Origin of the sequence: Dyadobacter sp. CY323, assembly GCF_021390245.1 — a bacterium.
Lineage (GTDB): Bacteria > Bacteroidota > Bacteroidia > Cytophagales > Spirosomataceae > Dyadobacter.
The window spans coordinates 72,928-91,638 of sequence record NZ_JAJUXH010000009.1 but is presented as its reverse complement, the minus strand read 5'-3'; the positions used below and the strand labels follow the sequence as shown (position 1 = coordinate 91,638).

Here is an 18,711-nt window from a genome sequence, read left to right as displayed (position 1 = left end):
CTATACCAAATGGTTTTATAACGAATGGTATAAAGGATTGCAAGACATGGATTTTACCAATAACTAAAAGATTGTGAGTGGATAAAAACTTAATTTTGAAGACAAAGTCTTACCGCGATGAAATTTTCAAAATACTATCTGGCCGCATTTGTATCATTCGTTATCTGGGGATTTTTTAGCCTTGCATTAAAACCACTAAAAGCGTATCCGTCACTCGATATCTTATTCTATCGTGTGTTTCTATGCGCGGTTATTATGCTGGTGATCAGCTTATTTGCGAGAACGAAGGTCTTGAAGGAAAATATCAGGACGTTCAGGGCAATGCCGGCAAGTCAGAGGACAAGAGTTGCATTACTCACATTGAGTGGGGGGATTTTACTGACGGCAAACTGGTTTTTCTTTATTTATGTAATGAACCACATCAGTGTAAAAGCAGCTTCGTTCGCATACCTGGTCTGCCCGATCATGACGACCGTTATCGCGTATTTTGTTTTGAGTGAAAAGCTGAGCAAATGGCAGTGGACGGCGGTTTTAATGAGTGTGCTGAGTTGTCTTTTATTGTCGTTCAATAACCTCGCGGATATTGCATATAGTCTCATTGTTGCGGCTTCTTACGCATTATACCTCGTGAGTCAGCGGAAGAATTTCGGTTTCGATAAATTTCTGATACTGACCGTTCAGATCCTATTTTCCGCATTGATACTGTTACCGTTTTACCCAAAATACAGCGCCGCAATTCCGGTTGAATTTTCCTTTTACGCAATGATTTTCCTGATCGCGGTACTTTTTACGATCATTCCGCTTTTTATGAATCTCTATGCATTGCAGAGAGTCACCTCTTCGACAATGGGTATTTTGCTGTATATCAATCCATTAATGAATTTCATCATCGCACTTACCTATTTCCACGAACCGATCAATGCGATCCAGATCACAGCCTATTCGCTGATCCTGCTTTCCATTGTGGTGTTTAACGAACGGTTTATTTTTGGAAGAAGCCGCACTGCAATCGGGTAGTATTAGTTAAAAAAGCTTCCCACAATCCCGCTAGCGGCTTTTACAAGCAAAAGCCCGTCGATTACAATCAGGTAATAAAGGATTTTCCGGGGCCGCTGCAGCTGAAATGCGACGATCAGCAGGCAGATGAATGGAACGAGATTCAGCAAGATCGTTGGAAGACTGAAACCACGGTTAAATGCGAAAATCAAAAAGGCCGTGAGACCGGTGAGAAGCAAAGGAACGAGAATGCGAAAAATAGTATGGGTAAGTCCAAACCGTACTGCAAAGGTTTTCAGTTCGATGTTCGCGTCGTCTTCGTAATCCTTGATGTCGAACATAATCGCATTGACGGTACAAAACATCCAGTTTTTCATAAATAACCAAAGCATTAATGCAGGCTCCTGAATGCTGATATCGTGCTCGATCCGGAGCATTGTGATCGGGAACAGGTTCACACATCCCGCCCATACAAAACCAATCACGAATGCTTTCCACCAGCCGGTGCGCCGGAGGTTTATTCTAAAAAAAGATTCCGGGGTAAGTCCATAGTAAAGAAGGGCCGCCAGTGGAATGAGAATGAGCAGGAGCCAATAGTAAAAAGGCAGTTCAACGATCCGGGCAAAGTTTTTTTGCAGGATCCAGCATCCACTCAATGCACAGATCCCGAGAAATACAAGCTGACTTTTCCGGATAAACCGCGCGTGCTGCCGGTACCATTCGGTTCGCGGATTGTCGGAAACGAGCTGCGTTTCAGGCACGGAATAAGCGAATGTGTAGTAAAAGACGGTGGCTGAAAATAACAAAATGTAGTAGGCAAAAGAATTACGCGGCAGGCCGAGTTGAAAAACAGTTTCCACCGACAATGCAACTGCCAGAAAGCCGACAAAGTAATTGGCAAAAAACAAGAATGCTACGATCCGCTTTCCCACGTCATTTTCCTACATTAGTTTTGTCAATAATTGATCAACTAACAATTTCATGAAAAACATTTTCTCATTCACTATCCTCGTTTTATTGCTCGGGGGAAATACTGTTTTTGCACAACCCAAAGATCCGGTTGTTGAAAACATCGTTAAAGAAGCAACGGAAAATTCACAATTGGAAAAGCTCGCACACGAATTAATGGACGTGATCGGGCCGCGTCTGGTAGGTTCTCCGCAGATGATGCAGGCGCACGAATGGGCTGTGGCGAAATATAAAGGCTGGAATATTACTGCAAAAAACGAAAAGTGGGGTGAATGGCGCGGCTGGGAACGCGGCGTGTCGCACATCGATATGGTTGCCCCGCGCGTGAAATCGCTCGAAGGCATGCAGCTGGCGTGGAGCCCGGGAACAGGTGGCAAAACCGTTACGGCTGATGTAATCATCCTTCCCGATGTGGCGGATTCGGTTGCATTCCAGAAATGGCTTCCCTCGGTAAAAGGCAAGTTTGTGATGATCAGCATGAACCAGCCTACCGGCCGACCGGATTACAACTGGCAGGAATTCGCGACGAAAGAGTCTTTTGACAAAATGAAAAAATTGCGCGACGAGCAAACAGAAGCGTGGACGAACCGGCTGAGAAAAACCGGCTATGGCACGCGCACATTGCCAGTTGCATTGGAAAAGGCTGGTGCTGCAGGAGTAGTCATGTCTTATTGGTCAAAAGGTTTTGGGGCTAACAAAATTTTCGGAGCTTATACCAAAACAGTTCCGACTGTTGATATTTCGCTGGAAGATTATGGGTTGCTATATCGTCTGGCGGAATCGGGGCACACACCTAAGATCAGCGTGCGGGCGGATGCGAAAGAAACAGGTATTAGCCAGACATTCAATACAATAGGAGAAATAAAGGGTACTGAAAAGCCAAACGAATATGTGATCCTTTCCGCGCATTTCGATTCGTGGGACGGTGGCTCGGGCGCCACGGACAATGGTACCGGAACGATCGTGATGATGGAAGCAATGCGCATTCTGAAAAAGGTTTATCCAAATCCCAAAAGAACGATCCTGGTGGGACATTGGGGAAGCGAGGAGCAGGGTTTGAATGGTTCCAGGGCATTTGTTGAAGATCATCCCGAGATAGTTCAGAACATTCAGGCGCTTTTCAATCAGGACAATGGTACCGGAAGAACGGTAAGTCTTGCGGGCCAGGGTTTTTTGAATTCGTATGATTACCTCGGTCGCTGGTTATCGAAAGTGCCGGAAGATATCAAATCACCCATTGTGACGAACTTTCCCGGATCTCCGGGCGGTGGCGGTTCTGACTTTGCTTCTTTTGTGGCAGCCGGCGCGCCCGCATTTTCATTAAGTTCTTTAAACTGGTCTTACGGAACTTATACCTGGCACACAAACCGCGATACATACGATAAAATCGTTTTTGACGACGTGCGCAGCAATGCGATCCTGGCGGCGATCATGGCGTATCAGGCCAGTGAGGACCCCGCGAAAACATCGCGTGACAAAATCGTTTTGCCACTCAATGCAGCAGGGAAACCAGGCGCGTGGCCAGAGCAGAGAAAGGCGACCAGAAAAGGCGGACTGGACTAAAATCAGATCTATTTTTATTTGAAAGCAAAGACTTAACTTGTCTTTGCTTTTTTTATTTACCCCAAAATTGAAACCAATGCAAATCCGGCAAATACTCGACGCGAACGAAGATACATTACTGATCAAATCTTTTGAGTCAGGATCAGAGCCCGAAAATCAGACGATGTTCAAAGCAGAAAAAGGGGAGTTATGGTGGTTTTCTTCCAGGGAATTATGGGTGGGCCTGGGAAAAGAGCCGAAGCTGCCGGCGATCATCCGGATTTTCAGATCATTGTTTTTTAAACGAAAGGACCGCTGGCCAGGTCAGATTATTCTCGATAGCAAAAACCGGAGCGCCGAATGGGTCGAGCATGCGGTCAATGGGATTTTGCTTGGCGGCTACAACATTCAGTTATACAAAACCGACCCAAAACCTGTGAGTACCTTCTTTTCGGATGGAACACTTTCCATTCTGACGGACGCGAATTTCAACCTGGGTAACAGTTTGGAAAAAGCCCAGAAAACGGCATCGGTGCAAATGCGGATCATGGATCTGATGAATGCGCCCGGAAATTATAAAACGCCGCAGGTACTGGCCGATTGGGCGGTGAAATCAGGAGAAGTGAATGGTTTCGGTGTTCAGATTTTGGATAAAGCAAAGCTGGAAGAACTTGGAATGCATGCATTGTTGTCGGTGAATAAAGGCAGCGATGTTCCGCCGGTGATGATCGTGATGGACTATCAGCCCGAATCGTATCAGCAGACGGTCGCATTGGTTGGAAAGGGGGTAACCTTCGATACGGGTGGGATTTCGATCAAAACGTCGGCCAATATGCATTTGATGAAAAGCGATATGGGCGGCGCTGCGGCGGTTTTGGGGACGATTGAACTGGCTGCGCAATTGAAACTGCCGGTACGGTTGATCGGCGTCATTCCATCCACCGAAAATTGCGTCGACGGATCTTCCACAAAACCGGGCGACGTGATTCAATCTTACTCCGGAAAAACCATCGAAGTGATCGATACGGACGCCGAAGGAAGGCTGATCCTGGCGGATGGATTGAGTTATGCCGGGAAAGAGTTTAAGCCGGACGTGATCATCGACCTCGCAACATTGACGGGAAGTGTGATCCAGACGTTGGGTTATGAAGCCGCGGGATTGTTTACGGCAAATGATCAGCTCGCAGACGCATTATCGAAATCTGGTGAAAAAACGGGCGAGAGGCTATGGCGTTTGCCAATTTGGGATGAATACAAAGAAGAAATTTCATCGGATATCGCTGATCTGAAAAACTACCATGGAAAGCCTCTGGCGGGCGCCATCGTCGCCGCGAAATTTCTGGAAGTCTTCACCGACGGGCATTCTGCGTGGGCGCATCTCGACATCGCGGGAACTGCATTTGGAGACACAGAATTCGCTCCCGGACGCGCCGGTACAGCCTACGGAATCAGGTTATTGTATCATTATTTGTCTAATGCTTCACTTGCGTAATTGCTTCTTTTTGCTAGATTTACCCTAGCTACTTTCCACCAAACGCTTTTTTTATGGCGCGAACTCTGACTTTTCTTTGCATCTCTACATACTTCAAGGGTAACGACTTTTTGAGAGCCTGTAAAGAGGCGGGCAACAAGGTGTTTCTGATCACCGCCAAGAAGCTGGAACACAAACCATGGGCCAGAGAATCGGTCGATGAAATTTTTTATGTAGAGGAGGGAGAGGACGGAACTTATAACATGAAGGAAATCATCAATGGTCTGGCGTATGTCATGCGCACGAGGCCCATTGACCGGGTAGTAGCGCTGGACGATTTTGATGTGGAAAAGGCCGCGCATATCCGTGAATATTTCCGCATTCCGGGGATGGGACAAACGACCGGACGCTATTTCCGTGACAAGCTGGCTATGCGTACAAAGGCGGCCGAATCGGGGATTTTGGTCCCGGGATTTTCAGCTTTGTTCAATGACGATCAGATTAATCAGTTTATTGAAAAATATCCTGGCCCGTGGATGATCAAACCGCGGTCGGAAGCTTCCGCCACGGGGATCAAGAAAATGCATGATGCCACGGAATTGTGGGAAACCATTCACGGCCTGGGCGATAGAAGACATGCTTATCTGATCGAGCAGTACAAGCCGGGAAACGTCTACCACGTCGATTCGATTTCTTATAATGGGCGGGTGATTTTCTCGTGGAGCAGCAAGTACCTGGCGCCACCGTTTGACGTGGCGCACGGTGGGGGCATATTCAGGTCGGTGACCGTGCCATTTGACTCTTCGGAAGACCATGCATTGGAAACGCTTGCCGTAGATCTTCTTAAAGCTTTCGGGTTAAGACACAGCGCGTCGCATACGGAGGTGATCCGCTGCCATGACGATGGGAAATACTATTTTCTCGAGACTTCCTCGCGGGTAGGAGGTGCGAATCTGTCTGAAATGGTCGAGGCTTCTTCAGGCATTAACCTTTGGAAAGAATGGGCGAAAATGGAAACGGCGGAGGCAAAAGGTGAAAATTACAAGCTCCCGCCGGTACGTAAAGATTATTCAGGCATAATCATTTCACTTACCCGCCAGGAATGGCCGGATATGTCGGTTTTTAATGACCCTGAAATTGTGTGGAGAATGGAGGAGCCTTATCATGTTGGTCTGGTAGTACGTTCCAAATCCCGCGAAAAAGTAATCGAACTTCTTGATAATTACGCCGATATCATTCAGAACGAATACCACGCATCCGCCCCGGCACCGGACCGGCCCACGCATTAGATTTGTACTTTATGTGTCTTGTAATGTTTTGCTATATTGGTGGTTTAATTCTTTAAAAATATGGAATTGACAGTACACATTGAATATGAACAAATATTAAAGTTGGCCAGGCAGTTGCCTGCGGCTAAAATCATACAATTGAAATCAGATCTGAATACAGGTTTTATAAAAGAGAAGGCTGAAAAACAAATTTCTCAGTTTCAAAAATTTCTATTGTCAGGGCCAGTAATGACTGACGATCAGTTAGATGAGTTTAAAAATAACAGGAAACTGATGAATGCATGGTGGAAGAAATAATCTGTCTGGATTCTTCGGTGTTAATTGACTTTTACAGAAAGAAGGATAAAACAAAATCATATTTTTATAATCTGACCACCAGATATAATGTCTTTGCAGTGTCAGTGTTAACTGAATACGAAAAATTAATAGGCAGTAAGGAAGACAAAGAGATTTTTTGGGAGCCATTTTTTAATACTGTGGAAGTACTTCCTTTTGACAAGGCGGTAAATATTATCGCAATTCAAGTATTTAAGCAACTCAAAACAGCGAGTAAACTTATTGAGATCCCTGACATTTTAATCGGATCAACTGCGATTGCCCATGGCTACAAGCTTGCCACATTAAATCGAAAACATTTTGAAAGAATAGCAGGATTGTCGCTCGTCGATTTGGATTTTAAATGAGCGATACGTAAGACAAATTATATTTCCAAAACACCAGGGTTGTACGAGTTATACGCATACAGCCCGGGTGTTTTTTGTGTTTGGATTTTTACGTTCCCTTTTTAACCTAACAATCGATCGCATGAAAGTCTTTACGAACTATTTGTCAGCGATTTTGCTGATGTCTGTCTTGCTGATTGGTTGTAAAGACGATAAGGAAGTTGTGCCTAAAAGTACGATAAGCTACGATGGCTCTGATTATGACCTGTCGAATGCAGTGTTGCTGGATTATGGGAGGTATCCGCCGCATGAAGGCAGTTACCAGGAACTATTTCTTTCTTCACCCGACGTAGTTATTCGCGAAAAGGCAGGTAAAATTGATTCAGTTTACGGTACCGGTCATGCTATTTTCTTTCGTCTTTTTACCGCCGGAATCGGTGAGCTGGCGGAAGGTGAATATACCTTTGACTTCTCGAACGGGCCGTTTGAGTCGGGAAGTTTTGTCTATTCGTATGCGGTATTTAACGCCAATTTCGTGTTACGAAACCAGGTTGCCCATGTCATGATCGCGGGGACGGTCACTGTAAAAAAAGAGAAGACGGATTACCGCATTACGTTCGATTGCGTTGAGGATACGGGGAAACACATCAATGGCTTTTTCAAAGGACCGTTGAAAGTTTATGACGAGAAATAGCCATTTTTTCAGGGGATCTTAAATGCCTGCCGTGCAAGCAGGAGCCATTGTCCTTTCGTTTTTTGCCAGACCAGCAGTACACGGATATTGATCGGCGCGGGATCTTTTCCTTTGTTGTGCGTTTCGCCTGAAAGCTTGTGGCGCACCAATGCCACGTCACCGGAAATGGAGATCGTTTGCTCCGAAAGTTCAATCTTTTCAAAGTTGGCAGTCCCACTCACGAGGGCTTCGATAAACGCTTTTTTGTTTTCTAAAAGGCCATTTGAATGTCCGTAAGTGAGTAATGGAGAAGTCAGTTTGCTCAATTCAGCTTCATTGGCATCCATCAGGGCAACACGAAGTTTTTCCACCGCAGTCGCCACCGATTTTTCATCTTCCTGAGCAAATGCGCAGCAATTTCCGGCTAGCAGCAATGCGATGAACAATAGTTTTTTCATCATTTCAAATACGTGAATGGAATGTTTTTATACACCAAATAAAGCTTTAAACGCGCCGGGCTTACTGGTCAGGCATATTCGCCTTTTTCGAGAAATACTTTGAGTGCTGCCATTGCACCGATTTGTTTGACCGCATGCAGATGAAAAGCCAGTGAGGATACCAATGCCTCGTTTTTAGGAAAATCCTTTCCCCAGATCGATTGTTCTTTCAAAATAGTCCGAACCATGTCATTCAGCGAGGTTATCTGCCATTTCTGATGAAAGTAAGCTGCTTTCTGATCCTGGATCAGGTAGTGAGCTCCATTCGCGAGACCATAGTAATTATCTCCGTCTTTCTTTACTGCCTTCATGTAAAAAATATATACGGCCAGACCAAAAACCATGTGGTCGGGCAATGCTTCTCGCTTTTTTTCATAATTCAGGAAAACAGGGATTACCCGTGACAGGATTTTGGCGGAATAATTCTGGGAAATGTTGAGCCATTTGTGCCTGATATACGGGTTACGAAATCTTTCTAGCACTTTTTTTGTGAAATTCAGCGCAACATCTTCCTCGACCGGATAGGGAATGGCAGGCCCGATTTCCGACTCCATTAAATTGCTGAGATAGGTTGCGAAACTCACATCTTCCATTGCTTCGGCAACCGTTTTGAAGCCGCATAAATGTGCCAGCCCGCAACCCAGGGTATGCGCGCCATTCAAAAGCCGGAGTTTTAGCTCGCGATACAGCTCAATGTCCGGCTCGATGACCAAACCTTCATCAATCCCAAAAAATGGTAATTTCTGACGGATCTTTTCATCGCCCTCAATTGCCCACAAATGGTAAGGTTCGGTGGTGATCAGCAGCTCATCGCGGTAACCGAGCTCATCTTCATATTCCTTCTGCATGGCCAGCTCGGGTTTGCCCGGAACAATGCGGTCGACCAGTGAGTTACAGAAAAAATTAGACTGTTCGATCCAATCGATAAATGCAGCTTCGAGCCCGTTCCGATGTGCCAGTTCCAGCACGATCGATTCCAGTTTTTTGCCGTTATCGGTGATCAGTTCGGTTGGGATAATAACCACGCCGTAGTCGGCGTTACCGCCAAATGCGACGTAACGGGCATATAAAAACGCAAGCAGTTTTCCGGGAAAGGAAACGGGAGGCCATTGATAAATATCATCCTGGACAAGTCTGATACCGATCTCAGTTGTATTGGAAATGACGATGCTCACGGACGGATTTTTGGCAAGATCGAGCACGAGAGACCATTGTGTTTTTGCATATAAAACACGGCTTATCGCCGAGGAGATGATGTTTTCTTCTTTTACTTCACCATTATCAATGCCCCTTGTACAAATGGTATACAGGTTATCCTGCTGGTCAAACGCTTTCAGATCGCCATCGTCGGTGGATTTTACAACCACAATCCGTCCATTAAAAACACCCTGACGATTTGCCTTATCGATAAAATAATCGGCGAGACCGCGCAAAAATGCGCCCGTACCAAACTGCAGTACCTTTTCGGGTAGCTGGAAAACGGAATCGTCGGGGACTACGAGCGAGGGCTGGCTTCGTAGCTGACGAAGATTCTCGCGGAAAAGACGCCCCATTTCAGATCATTTAATATTTAGTAAAACCTATTTCACAAAATCTTCACGCATCGGATTGAAAATATCGACGAGCGTTCCAGCTTCCATGCATAATGCACCGTGAACTACGTTTGGCGGAATATGGTAAGCATCTCCTTTTTGTAATACCACCTTTTTTTCTCCAATGGTTATTTCAAAAACACCGCTTTCGACATAGCTCATTTGCGTATGGTAATGGCTGTGGAGCACGCCGATTCCGCCCGCCTCAAACGCCACTTTGACCATCATGAGGTTTGCATCGTAGCCCATGATCTTGCGTTTTAGCCCACCTCCCAGGTCTTCCCACGGAATTTCTGCGTCGGAGATAAATTGCTTCTCTGTCAAATCCTTCATTACAATGCTACTATTTAAGGTCAGTGATTGCCACTGCGTCCATGTCTGTGTAATCTTTATTTTCGCCGGCCATACCCCAGATAAAGGAGTAGTTGGAAGTGCCGGAGCCTGAATGCAACGACCACGGCGGTGATATAACAGCTTGTTTGTCAGCAACCCAGAGATGCCTGGTTTCTGTTGGTTCGCCCATGATATGTAAAACCCGCTGACCTTCCGGCAGATCGAAATAACAGTAGGCTTCCATACGGCGGTCGTGCACGTGGGCTGGCATGGTGTTCCATACGCTGCCAACTTGCAAAACCGTCAGTCCCATTACAAGCTGTGAACTCTGAATGCCCTGCATGTGAATGTATTTGTAAATGGTGCGGTGGTTGGATGTTTCCGCACTTCCTACTGTAACCGGCGACGCATCTTCTTTGGTGAATAACCGCGTCGGGTACTTCTGATGTGCCGGTGCCGAAAGCATATAAAATACTGCGGGGTTACCTGGGTCGGCACTGGCCAGCGTTACTTCTTTGGTTTCCTTTCCCGCATAAAAACAGCTTAACCTGTTCATCTGGTACGATTCGCCATCCGCTTCGATAAGCCCCTCGCCGCCAATATTGATGATCCCGATCTCGCGTCTTTCCAGCAGATATTCCGATTTAAGCGGACCATAAGTTTCCAGTTTCAGGACCTGGTTTACGGGAACTGCGCCGCCGATCATCATGCGGTCGTAATGTGTGTAGACAAAATGGACCTGGTCGTTTTGAAAAATCTCCTGAATCAAAAAATTCTCGCGCAATAGTTCGGTATTCATCCGGGAAACCTCGCCGGGGCTGCTCTCAAATCGGATCTGCATGTAGTTGGGGTTTAGTTAAGCTTACTATTTAGTCATTTTAATGGCGCAACCGCATTTTTTTCTTTCATATCGCATACGTTGGGTAAATTCATATGGGATTCTGATTTGTCTTTTTCGGGGTGATGTTAATATTTAGCGTCGTTTCTGAAAGAGCCAACACACAACCTAGTTTAGACTGAATAATTAGAAATATCAAATATCAAATTGTCTTTATTTGTGCAATCGTTCTCGGGAACGTTGTCAGTAGACGAAAAGAACGAGTTTTCTTTCTGATATTGTAAGAAATAGTCTCCCCGAAGCCAGCCGCAGGACCGAATAGTTCGGACAATCAGAAATTATTCTCGAATCATAAGTTGGAATAAACCAATTTTTCCTTGGAAGCAATTACGATAAAGGATATTGCCAAAGCATTGAATCTCTCGACATCCACCGTGTCGCGGGCATTGAGAAACAGCTACGAGATCAATCCCGAAACGAAGAGGTTGGTGATGGAATATGCCGAGCGGATGAACTACCGGCCCAATCCGATCGCATTAAGTTTGAAGGATAGCAAAAGCAAATCCATCGGCGTGATCATTCCTGAGATTGCAAATCATTTTTTCTCTCAGCTCATTAATGGGATTGAGTCCATTGCTTACAATCTTGGTTATCATGTAGTTATATTTCAAAGTCACGATTCGTATGAACGGGAGGTAGCAAATACTAATTATCTCGTTTCCAGAAAAGTAGACGGTTTACTGGTCTCATTAGGCAGCTTGACAACCAATCTGGACCATTTTCAGGAGTTAATGGAAAAGGGGCTGCCCATTGTGTTTCTCGACCGTGTACCGAAAGAAATAGAAACCCATAAAGTGGTTGCCGATAATTTCGCAGGCAGCTACGAGGCTACCGCCCATTTGATAAGCACCGGAAAAAAACGCATTGCGCACCTCACCAGCCCCATTTATTTGTCCATTACGAGCGAGCGACTGGCAGGATATAAAAAAGCTTTGGAAGATTTCGGGCTTCCGTTTGATGAAGATTATGTCAAATACTGTTTATATGGTGGAAAAATGGTGGCGGAAAACGAGGCGGCCGTGGAGGAGTTGCTGAATATGTCTGAGCCGCCCGATGCGATTTTCACGGCAAGTGACCGGTTGACAACGGGTTGTTTATCTGTTTTAAATAGAAGAAATATTAGGATTCCCGAAGAAATCGGGATCGTAGGATTTACAAATATCAGCGTCGCCGAGTTGCTCAACCCGCCGCTGACCGCGGTCGTGCAGCCTGCATTGGACATGGGTCAGCAGGCGGTAGAGTTACTGATCCGGCTGATCGAGCATCCGCAAAAAACCGACGTGTTTGAAACCCGTTCTGTAAAAACGTCACTGATCAAGAGAGAATCTTCGGTTGGAAAACAGGCACTGGAGATTTAAGTAACAAATAAGATAGGTCTTCCAATTGACGGGGCGTTGCTCAACCGGCCTGTTTTAATTTGTCATATACCGCCAGGTTACCTTTCCGACTGTATTCGGTTTCCCGGCTTCTTCTTTTGAAATACTTCCTTTAAAAGTCCCGTTTTTCTGCTTTTCGACTTTGATCTCCCGCCAGGAAAAAATCCCTTTTTCGTAGTCAAATGTTACGCCGTCGTCATCATACAATGCATAACTTCCGTTTTTCTCGCCATAATGCCGGATTTCCAGATCCACTTTTTCGCCCGGTTTCGGTGCATGCAGCCGGGTCGGCATCATGGGGATGATTCCTCCGTCTTTTACATAAACCGGAATGCGGTCCAGACCAGGGGTAATGGTAATGACCTGGCCATCGCCGACAAACTTGCCTGTGTAGAAATCGAACCATTTGCCTTTTGGCAAGATCACTTTCCGGGTTGTCTGGCCGGTAAATAAGGGTGCCACGAGCAAAAACTCGCCGGCCATATATTGATCTTTTACTTCTTTTGTAATGGCTTCTTCGTACGGGTTTTCTTCCAGGTTCGTCGCTGTTTTTTCTTTTTTGAAATCGGATGCAAAACCTTCTTCCAGGCTCATTCCGCGGAATGGAGGGGTTCCTTTGTAATGGTATTTTGCAAATTCCGAGTACCAGTAAGGCATCATTTGCATCCGTAACTCAGCGACTGCTTTGATCTGCGGCGCAACTTCCGGGAATGTCCACGGCTGCATACCGCTCGACCACGCATTGATCATCGCCATAGGTGAAAAACAAACGGTTTGAAAGCGTCTCAGCCATTCTTCGGCCGTTTTGGAAGCTCGTACTTCCGGCGTCCATAATACACCCGCGTAGCCACTGTTTATTAATGCTGTTATGAAATCCTCGTGGCTGTAATTGTCATTATAGATCACATATGGAAAGGAAGATCCGCCTGCATTAGACGCCCGGACTAATCCATAAGTCCGGGAATTATTTTTCCGGAACATTTCAAAGCTTTGTTTTTGGACCAATAATCCATAAGTCTGGCGGATCTGCTCGGAAGCATGGCCGGATGGGAATGTCGCCACGTCGGGCCACACGTAGGAGTCGTACCCGTCGACTTCATCAATTTTATAACCGCTGACACCGATTTTCACATGTTCTTTTTCCCATTGGCTAAAAAGGATTTTACCCGCCTGGGGCATCGAAAGATCGGGGACAATGCCGTTCCATACGGTATGGGAGCCGGTATAGGGTAGGATCGCTGTGTAAATGGACGCGTCGGGAGATACATATGGATTGGTCCACAGATTTATTTTGACTCCCATTGCATCCATTTCTTTTACAAACCGGGCAGGATCGGGAAAGCGGCCTTTGTCCCATTCAAATGTGCAGGGATAGGATTTGCTTTGCCAGCCCGGCTCCAATCCGATGAAATCCAGCGGAAACCCTTTTTCTTCAAATGCTTTTGCTTCCTTTTTCACCTGCTCGTCGGTGTAAAGCCGGTGGACACGCTGGGTGAATCCAAGTCCCCAGCGCGGAGGCAAACATCCGCCACCGCTCAGCAAATTGAAACGCTCGATGACGTTGACAGGCTTCGGTCCGGCAAAAACATATATTTCCACACCTTCGGCGGGAATCAGCATTTCGACGGCATCCGAATAAGGGTGGGCACTCCAATCTTTGTCGGTGTTCCGGTCCATGATCTTTGGTGGATTTTTGCTGTCTTTTCGTACGCCCGAACCGGCATAAACATCGATATACCGGGCTGAATTGACGAAAACACCGTAGCCGAGCGAGGAAATGTAGAATGGCACCGGCGCATGCGTACGGCCATTATCCGACTTGCCATAATGATCGGCATGGAGCTGCATGATTTTCCCGCGCTGGTGAACGGTCTGAAAATTTAAGCCAAAACCAAAAAGCTGCTCGTTCTTTTCAAGCGGAATGCGCAGGTAACTTTTTCCCGAATTGAGTTGAAAATGAATGTCGTTTTTGTTTAATGGGAAATCGGCCTTATCCATTTTCTGCAAGATGGAAGATGCGCGCACATCTGCGGCTTTCAACAGATCATACGCTTCCGGTTTGCCGGCAATTCCTTTCCAAACACCCGGATATATTTTCTTCCATTCGATATTTTGAGCAGAAATAGCCTGTGAGAAAAATGCGAAAATCAGTATAAACAGGATTCTCAGAACGGGGTGCATGAGACATTTAAAATTTAGTTTGATAATTATAAGCTGCGACAGCCATTTTGTTACTAAAAAATAATTTTGATAAATAAAGTCTATTAATCTTGTAGAGTAGATAGATTAATGCTAGCTTTGGAAAAGAAACACAATTCGAGCATTAGTCCCTGACAAATCATGTATTACGAAATTGAAGATGAATCGGGTAACATTTCGACGCTTAATCTGAAACAGAAAGTGACAGATGAATCGGTTGAAATTCTCAAAACGGGCGATTTAGCGCCCTTGTTTTACCTGCGAAATGATGACGGTTTTCCGGTGACATCCATTAATGGGTTTTCACAATCGGGGGATTCCAGGTCTGTAATAGATCTGATCCATTTCAAGCCGCTTGTTTTGAGTTTCTATTGTAATTGCTGGGGAAGTTACGCGCCCAAACATCTGGCGATGATCGAAAAATTGGCGCCACAGGTGGAAGCGCTGGGCGGGCAGCTGCTGATTTTGACCAATGAGTCGCAAAAGGAAATCGAGCGGATTGGCCGGAAACTGGAAACAGAGCTGCCTATTTATCATGATAAAAATTATAATGTGGCGCGATCGTACGGGGTTTATTCTGAAACGTCACCGATCTGGGACCGCATTGCGGGCATTTCGGAGGAGGTTTTTACACCATCTTTGTTTGTGATCGGGCAGGATAGAAGAATCGCGTATGCATTCGTGGACGAGAATTTCGACCATACACCGGACGTGAAGTCTGTTCTGAAAGAAGTATATATCCGGAAATCGGGGAAATAGGGATTTCCATCCTAAACCCGCATCTGCTGACTGTCATTGCTTATATTTGACAAACCGGCATTGATGCGGGTTTTTTTATGTAAAACAGGTTCTTTTTCTCATAAGTCGCGGATGCAATCGAAACTTCCTAAAGTAGGTACGACCATTTTTACCAGAATGTCCCGGCTCGCAGAAGAGCACAAAGCGATCAATCTTGCACAAGGATTCCCCGAATTTGACTGTTCCCCGGAATTGCAGGGGTTGGTCGACAAATACATCCGCGCTGGCAAAAATCAGTATGCGCCGATGGCCGGTGTAATGGCACTGCGGGAAGCGATTTCGCAAAAAGTGTGCACCGCAACCTCGTATGAATATCATCCCGAATCGGAAATCACAATAACCAGCGGCGCTACCGAGGCATTGTATGTGGCGATCAGTACGGTGGTGCATCCTGGGGACGAGGTCATTGTTTTCGAGCCGGCGTATGATAGTTACGTTCCGGCCATTGAGCTGAATGGAGGTGTGCCGGTTTTTGTAACGCTGGATCCGCAGTATGAAGAGATTGATTGGGAAAATGTAAAATCGAAGATCAGCCCAAAAACGAGGGCTATTATCGTGAATACGCCGCATAACCCGACTGGAAATGTTTGGAAATCGTCCGATTTGAAGCAACTGGCGACACTTGCGGAAGAATACGATCTTACTGTGATCAGCGATGAAGTGTATGAGCACATTGTGTTCGATGGGCGAGAGCATATTTCGACAGCCTCCATTCCTTCGCTGGCTGCACGCACTTTTCTTTGCGGCTCATTTGGGAAAACATTTCATACGACGGGCTGGAAACTGGGCTACTGTCTGGCCCCAAAGGAATTGACTGCTGAATTTCGCAAGATCCATCAGTTTCTGGTATTCAGCGTGGTGACGCCGTTTCAGTTTGCAGTAGCCGAATATCTCTCAGAACCTGCGCATTACCTGACTTTATCTGCATTTTATGAGCGGAAGCGGGATATTTTTCTGGATGCGATCAATGACATTGGTTTTGGAATAAAACCTACGGAGGGCAGCTTTTTTCAGAATGTTTCCTACGCGAATTTGTCTGACGAAAAGGACCTTTCCCTCGCCGAACGGATGACCATTGAAGCTGGCGTGGCGTCCATTCCTGTTTCCTCCTTTTACGACCGGCCTACCGATTTTAAGACTTTGCGATTTTGTTTTGCCAAACACGATGATACACTTTTGCGGGCGGCGGATGCGTTGAGGAAAGTAGCTTGGTAAACACGAAAAAAGTCGTATCTTAGGGGGACAAAATACGGATTTTATGAAGAGCATACACTATCAGATGCCCGAAACAAATACGCCGATGCGGATTGCCGCCGAGCCGGAAGTCTTGTACATGGCCCGCAAAACGATCGATCTGTTTCCCATTGATCAGTTTCAGGCATTATCCCAAAAACTTTTATTTACCCAGCTTGAATGGGCTGATATCCTGCATATCAGCGATCGTACGTTGCAGCGCTACCTTAAAGATAACAAGCCATTTGAGGGGCTTTTTGCCGAGCACCTCTATCAGCTCGAAAACATGGCTGAGCTGGGGCTTTCTGTTTTTGCAACTCCCAAAGCTTTGGAAGAATGGCTTCGAAAGCCACGTGAAGTACTGGGCGAAATGCACGATTTTTCTACCTTGAAATCTTTTTGGGGAGTGAAACTGATTTGCAATGAGCTCGGGCGCATTGAGCACGGAGTTTACATATGATCGTTTACAGGCTCGCCGCAAAGCAGTATATCGATGATCGGACGGGCGCGGGCGCGAAGCTTTTTGGTGGCAGATGGAATCCGGTCGGACTGGCTTGTATTTATGCCAGCGAGCATATCTCTCTCGCATTGCTCGAAAAATTTGTTCACGCCGAGCATAAGGAAAATATGCAGCGGATTGCATTGATGCATATTGAAATTCCTGATACTGCGTCGCTTGTTTTTAATACCGACGAAAAGCTTCTGAAAAAATCCTGGGCGGACGATATTTCGTATTCGCAGTTCATTGGGGAACAAGTATTGAACGATCCGGATGTGATCGCATTCACCGTTCCCTCGGCGATAATTCCTTTGGAGCGGAATGTGATTTTAAATCCGCGGGCGGCTGCATTTGATCAAATCAAGTTCCTGAAAGTAACGGATTTCACAACGGACTTTCGGTTGCTCAGCAAGCTTATTTCCTGATTACATTACTTTTTGAAAAGCAATGCTTTTATCGGCTGTATTTTGGTGATAATGAGTGTGGGAATCAACAAGATTAATCCCGAAATGAGCACGGTCACGATGTTTACCATGACGAAAATCGGCCAGTCGAAAACAATGGGCACGGTGTCCATGTAATAATTGACCGGGTTGAGTTCAATGAGTTTGAACTTGTATTGCAGCCAGCAAAGCAATAATCCCGAGACATTTCCAATCACAAGTCCCTGGCGTACCATATGCAGCCCGACTCTGAAAAAAACCATCCGGATTTGTCTGTTCGGACTTCCTAATGTCTTTAAAAGCCCGATCAGCGGTGTTCTTTCCATGATCATGACCAGCAATATGGAGATCATATTAAAGCAGGCAACAAAGAGTATGAGGGTAAGAAAAACAGCGGTATTACGGTCTAACAAAATGAGCCAGTCGAAAATCTGGGGGAAGACGCTCGTTACTTTTTGCAGGTAAATGCCCGGAGGAAGGGTTCGGCGCAAGTGATTGGCAACATCGTCCAGTTTTGTGAAATCGTTCAGATAAATTTCGTACGTACCTACCGAATCGGGCCCCCAGCCATTTAAACGCTGAATCAATGCCAAATCTCCGATAATCAGGTTGTTATCGAATTCCTCCATTTGCGTATCGTAGATCCCCATTATCGTCAGTTTTCGTGGCCTGGGCGGATTTTGCAGGGAATACATAATCACATCTTCCCCAATTTTTAGACGGAGTAGCGAGGCAATTTTCTGGCTGATTAAAACCTCAGAAGAATATCCGTATTTGATAGAAGTGGAGTCTGTGTGGCCGATAAGCCTGCCAGCGACGAGGCTTTTTTTGAACGTATCCCAGTCGTAATCTTTGCCTACACCTTTTAAAACAACACCTTTGATCTCGTCCGGTGTTTTCAAAATGCCGGATTTGTGTGCGACTGTTTGCCAGCGCTTTATTTCCGGAATGGCGGGTAAGATATCCGAAACCGGATTTTTGAGGGGTAATGCACCTTCTTCGTAGGTATTTCCCTGAGAAAAGGCCGCAACATTGATATGTGCCCCAAACAAAAAGATTTTTTGCTGGATCGTCTGCTTAAACCCGAGCAGTACCGCAAACGAAATAATCCCCACCGCAATACCGATGGCGATACTCGCGATGCCTATTCTCGACACGGTAGCGGAAAAGGAACCTGCCTCATTGTGACGGATGCGTCGGGCGATAAAAGAGGGGAACTGCAAAAGGAATCGGTTGGTTAT

19 protein-coding genes are annotated in these 18,711 nt (G+C 45.9%); 12 read left to right on the top strand and 7 right to left on the bottom strand.

Translation table 11 applies throughout. The features are described 5' to 3' along the window. Positions 1–117: 117 nt before the first annotated feature. Positions 118–1,017 carry an EamA family transporter gene (locus tag LZG72_RS14760; protein ID WP_233873656.1) on the top strand — a complete coding sequence of 300 codons (900 nt, stop codon included), beginning with the start codon at positions 118–120 and terminating at the stop codon, positions 1,015–1,017. 2 nt (positions 1,018–1,019) lie between these two features. Here the strand turns inward: LZG72_RS14760 and LZG72_RS14755 are convergent, their stop codons facing one another. Next, positions 1,020–1,928 (bottom strand): UbiA family prenyltransferase, encoded by a 909-nt coding sequence (locus tag LZG72_RS14755; protein WP_233873653.1) that lies wholly within the window; start codon positions 1,926–1,928, stop codon positions 1,020–1,022. A gap of 49 nt (positions 1,929–1,977) precedes the next feature. On the opposite strand from LZG72_RS14755, the gene LZG72_RS14750 reads away from it, so the two are divergent. The 6 genes from LZG72_RS14750 (at position 1,978) to LZG72_RS14725 (ending at position 7,623) form a co-directional block, all read left to right on the top strand. Then, positions 1,978–3,528 (top strand): M20/M25/M40 family metallo-hydrolase, encoded by a 1,551-nt coding sequence (locus LZG72_RS14750; protein WP_233873651.1) that lies wholly within the window; start codon positions 1,978–1,980, stop codon positions 3,526–3,528. 76 nt (positions 3,529–3,604) lie between these two features. Continuing rightward, positions 3,605–4,999: a M17 family metallopeptidase gene (locus LZG72_RS14745; protein ID WP_233873648.1), complete on the top strand. Its 1,395-nt coding sequence runs from the start codon at positions 3,605–3,607 to the stop codon at positions 4,997–4,999. A 53-nt stretch (positions 5,000–5,052) separates the two neighbouring features. Beyond that, positions 5,053–6,267, top strand: coding sequence for an acetyl-CoA carboxylase biotin carboxylase subunit family protein (locus LZG72_RS14740; protein WP_233873645.1), 1,215 nt, complete (start codon positions 5,053–5,055; stop codon positions 6,265–6,267). Between the two features lie 60 nt (positions 6,268–6,327). Continuing rightward, positions 6,328–6,564 carry a hypothetical protein gene (locus LZG72_RS14735; RefSeq protein WP_233873642.1) on the top strand — a complete coding sequence of 79 codons (237 nt, stop codon included), beginning with the start codon at positions 6,328–6,330 and terminating at the stop codon, positions 6,562–6,564. Next, a complete protein-coding gene (locus LZG72_RS14730; protein WP_233873639.1) occupies positions 6,549–6,950 on the top strand; it encodes a type II toxin-antitoxin system VapC family toxin in 402 nt (133 codons plus the stop codon). The genes LZG72_RS14735 and LZG72_RS14730 overlap by 16 nt, the downstream gene beginning before the upstream one ends. A 121-nt stretch (positions 6,951–7,071) precedes the next feature. Continuing rightward, the gene (locus LZG72_RS14725) at positions 7,072–7,623 is read left to right on the top strand and encodes a hypothetical protein (RefSeq protein ID WP_233873636.1); all 552 of its coding nucleotides are present in this window, start codon (positions 7,072–7,074) and stop codon (positions 7,621–7,623) included. An 8-nt stretch (positions 7,624–7,631) separates the two neighbouring features. Here the strand turns inward: LZG72_RS14725 and LZG72_RS14720 are convergent, their stop codons facing one another. The 4 genes from LZG72_RS14720 to kduI form a co-directional block, all read right to left on the bottom strand. Continuing rightward, positions 7,632–8,063, bottom strand: coding sequence for a nuclear transport factor 2 family protein (locus LZG72_RS14720; RefSeq protein WP_233873633.1), 432 nt, complete (start codon positions 8,061–8,063; stop codon positions 7,632–7,634). Positions 8,064–8,128: 65 nt separating this feature from the next. Then, positions 8,129–9,652 (bottom strand): tagaturonate reductase, encoded by a 1,524-nt coding sequence (locus LZG72_RS14715; protein WP_233873630.1) that lies wholly within the window; start codon positions 9,650–9,652, stop codon positions 8,129–8,131. A gap of 27 nt (positions 9,653–9,679) precedes the next feature. Continuing rightward, on the bottom strand, positions 9,680–10,024 hold the full coding sequence (locus tag LZG72_RS14710) for a cupin domain-containing protein (protein WP_233873627.1): 345 nt from the start codon (positions 10,022–10,024) through the stop codon (positions 9,680–9,682). 10 nt (positions 10,025–10,034) lie between these two features. Next, entirely contained in the window at positions 10,035–10,865 is an 831-nt protein-coding gene (gene kduI / locus LZG72_RS14705) for a 5-dehydro-4-deoxy-D-glucuronate isomerase (protein WP_233873624.1), read from the bottom strand. Between the two features lie 374 nt (positions 10,866–11,239). On the opposite strand from kduI, the gene LZG72_RS14700 reads away from it, so the two are divergent. Then, on the top strand, positions 11,240–12,280 hold the full coding sequence (locus LZG72_RS14700) for a LacI family DNA-binding transcriptional regulator (protein WP_233873620.1): 1,041 nt from the start codon (positions 11,240–11,242) through the stop codon (positions 12,278–12,280). Between the two features lie 54 nt (positions 12,281–12,334). On the opposite strand, the gene LZG72_RS14695 is transcribed toward LZG72_RS14700, so the two are convergent. Continuing rightward, positions 12,335–14,479, bottom strand: coding sequence for a TIM-barrel domain-containing protein (locus LZG72_RS14695; protein WP_233873617.1), 2,145 nt, complete (start codon positions 14,477–14,479; stop codon positions 12,335–12,337). A gap of 159 nt (positions 14,480–14,638) precedes the next feature. Here LZG72_RS14695 and LZG72_RS14690 point away from each other — a divergent pair, with 159 nt between their 5' ends. The 4 genes from LZG72_RS14690 (at position 14,639) to LZG72_RS14675 (ending at position 17,452) form a co-directional block, all read left to right on the top strand. Further along, positions 14,639–15,256, top strand: a complete 618-nt coding sequence (locus LZG72_RS14690) for a redoxin domain-containing protein (RefSeq protein WP_233873614.1) — start codon at positions 14,639–14,641, stop codon at positions 15,254–15,256. A gap of 111 nt (positions 15,257–15,367) precedes the next feature. After that, entirely contained in the window at positions 15,368–16,510 is a 1,143-nt protein-coding gene (locus tag LZG72_RS14685; protein WP_233873611.1) for a methionine aminotransferase, read from the top strand. A gap of 43 nt (positions 16,511–16,553) precedes the next feature. Beyond that, the gene (locus tag LZG72_RS14680; protein ID WP_233873608.1) at positions 16,554–16,988 is read left to right on the top strand and encodes a hypothetical protein; all 435 of its coding nucleotides are present in this window, start codon (positions 16,554–16,556) and stop codon (positions 16,986–16,988) included. Continuing rightward, on the top strand, positions 16,985–17,452 hold the full coding sequence (locus LZG72_RS14675; protein ID WP_233873605.1) for an RES family NAD+ phosphorylase: 468 nt from the start codon (positions 16,985–16,987) through the stop codon (positions 17,450–17,452). The genes LZG72_RS14680 and LZG72_RS14675 overlap by 4 nt, the downstream gene beginning before the upstream one ends. 5 nt (positions 17,453–17,457) lie before the next feature. On the opposite strand, the gene LZG72_RS14670 is transcribed toward LZG72_RS14675, so the two are convergent. Beyond that, entirely contained in the window at positions 17,458–18,693 is a 1,236-nt protein-coding gene (locus LZG72_RS14670; RefSeq protein ID WP_233873602.1) for an ABC transporter permease, read from the bottom strand. Between the last annotated feature and the right edge of the window lie 18 nt (positions 18,694–18,711).

Bases quoted from the DNA above. Each gene is read 5' to 3' on its own strand.
- LZG72_RS14760 (WP_233873656.1), top strand. From the start codon at position 118: ATGAAATTTTCAAAATACTATCTGGCCGCATTTGTATCATTCGTTATC.
- LZG72_RS14750 (WP_233873651.1), top strand. From the start codon at position 1,978: ATGAAAAACATTTTCTCATTCACTATCCTCGTTTTATTGCTCGGGGGA.
- LZG72_RS14745 (WP_233873648.1), top strand. From the start codon at position 3,605: ATGCAAATCCGGCAAATACTCGACGCGAACGAAGATACATTACTGATC.
- LZG72_RS14740 (WP_233873645.1), top strand. From the start codon at position 5,053: ATGGCGCGAACTCTGACTTTTCTTTGCATCTCTACATACTTCAAGGGT.
- LZG72_RS14735 (WP_233873642.1), top strand. From the start codon at position 6,328: ATGGAATTGACAGTACACATTGAATATGAACAAATATTAAAGTTGGCC.
- LZG72_RS14730 (WP_233873639.1), top strand. From the start codon at position 6,549: ATGGTGGAAGAAATAATCTGTCTGGATTCTTCGGTGTTAATTGACTTT.
- LZG72_RS14725 (WP_233873636.1), top strand. From the start codon at position 7,072: ATGAAAGTCTTTACGAACTATTTGTCAGCGATTTTGCTGATGTCTGTC.
- LZG72_RS14720 (WP_233873633.1), bottom strand. From the start codon at position 8,063: ATGATGAAAAAACTATTGTTCATCGCATTGCTGCTAGCCGGAAATTGC.
- LZG72_RS14715 (WP_233873630.1), bottom strand. From the start codon at position 9,652: ATGGGGCGTCTTTTCCGCGAGAATCTTCGTCAGCTACGAAGCCAGCCC.
- LZG72_RS14710 (WP_233873627.1), bottom strand. From the start codon at position 10,024: ATGAAGGATTTGACAGAGAAGCAATTTATCTCCGACGCAGAAATTCCG.
- kduI (WP_233873624.1), bottom strand. From the start codon at position 10,865: ATGCAGATCCGATTTGAGAGCAGCCCCGGCGAGGTTTCCCGGATGAAT.
- LZG72_RS14695 (WP_233873617.1), bottom strand. From the start codon at position 14,479: ATGCACCCCGTTCTGAGAATCCTGTTTATACTGATTTTCGCATTTTTC.
- LZG72_RS14690 (WP_233873614.1), top strand. From the start codon at position 14,639: ATGTATTACGAAATTGAAGATGAATCGGGTAACATTTCGACGCTTAAT.
- LZG72_RS14685 (WP_233873611.1), top strand. From the start codon at position 15,368: ATGCAATCGAAACTTCCTAAAGTAGGTACGACCATTTTTACCAGAATG.
- LZG72_RS14680 (WP_233873608.1), top strand. From the start codon at position 16,554: ATGAAGAGCATACACTATCAGATGCCCGAAACAAATACGCCGATGCGG.
- LZG72_RS14675 (WP_233873605.1), top strand. From the start codon at position 16,985: ATGATCGTTTACAGGCTCGCCGCAAAGCAGTATATCGATGATCGGACG.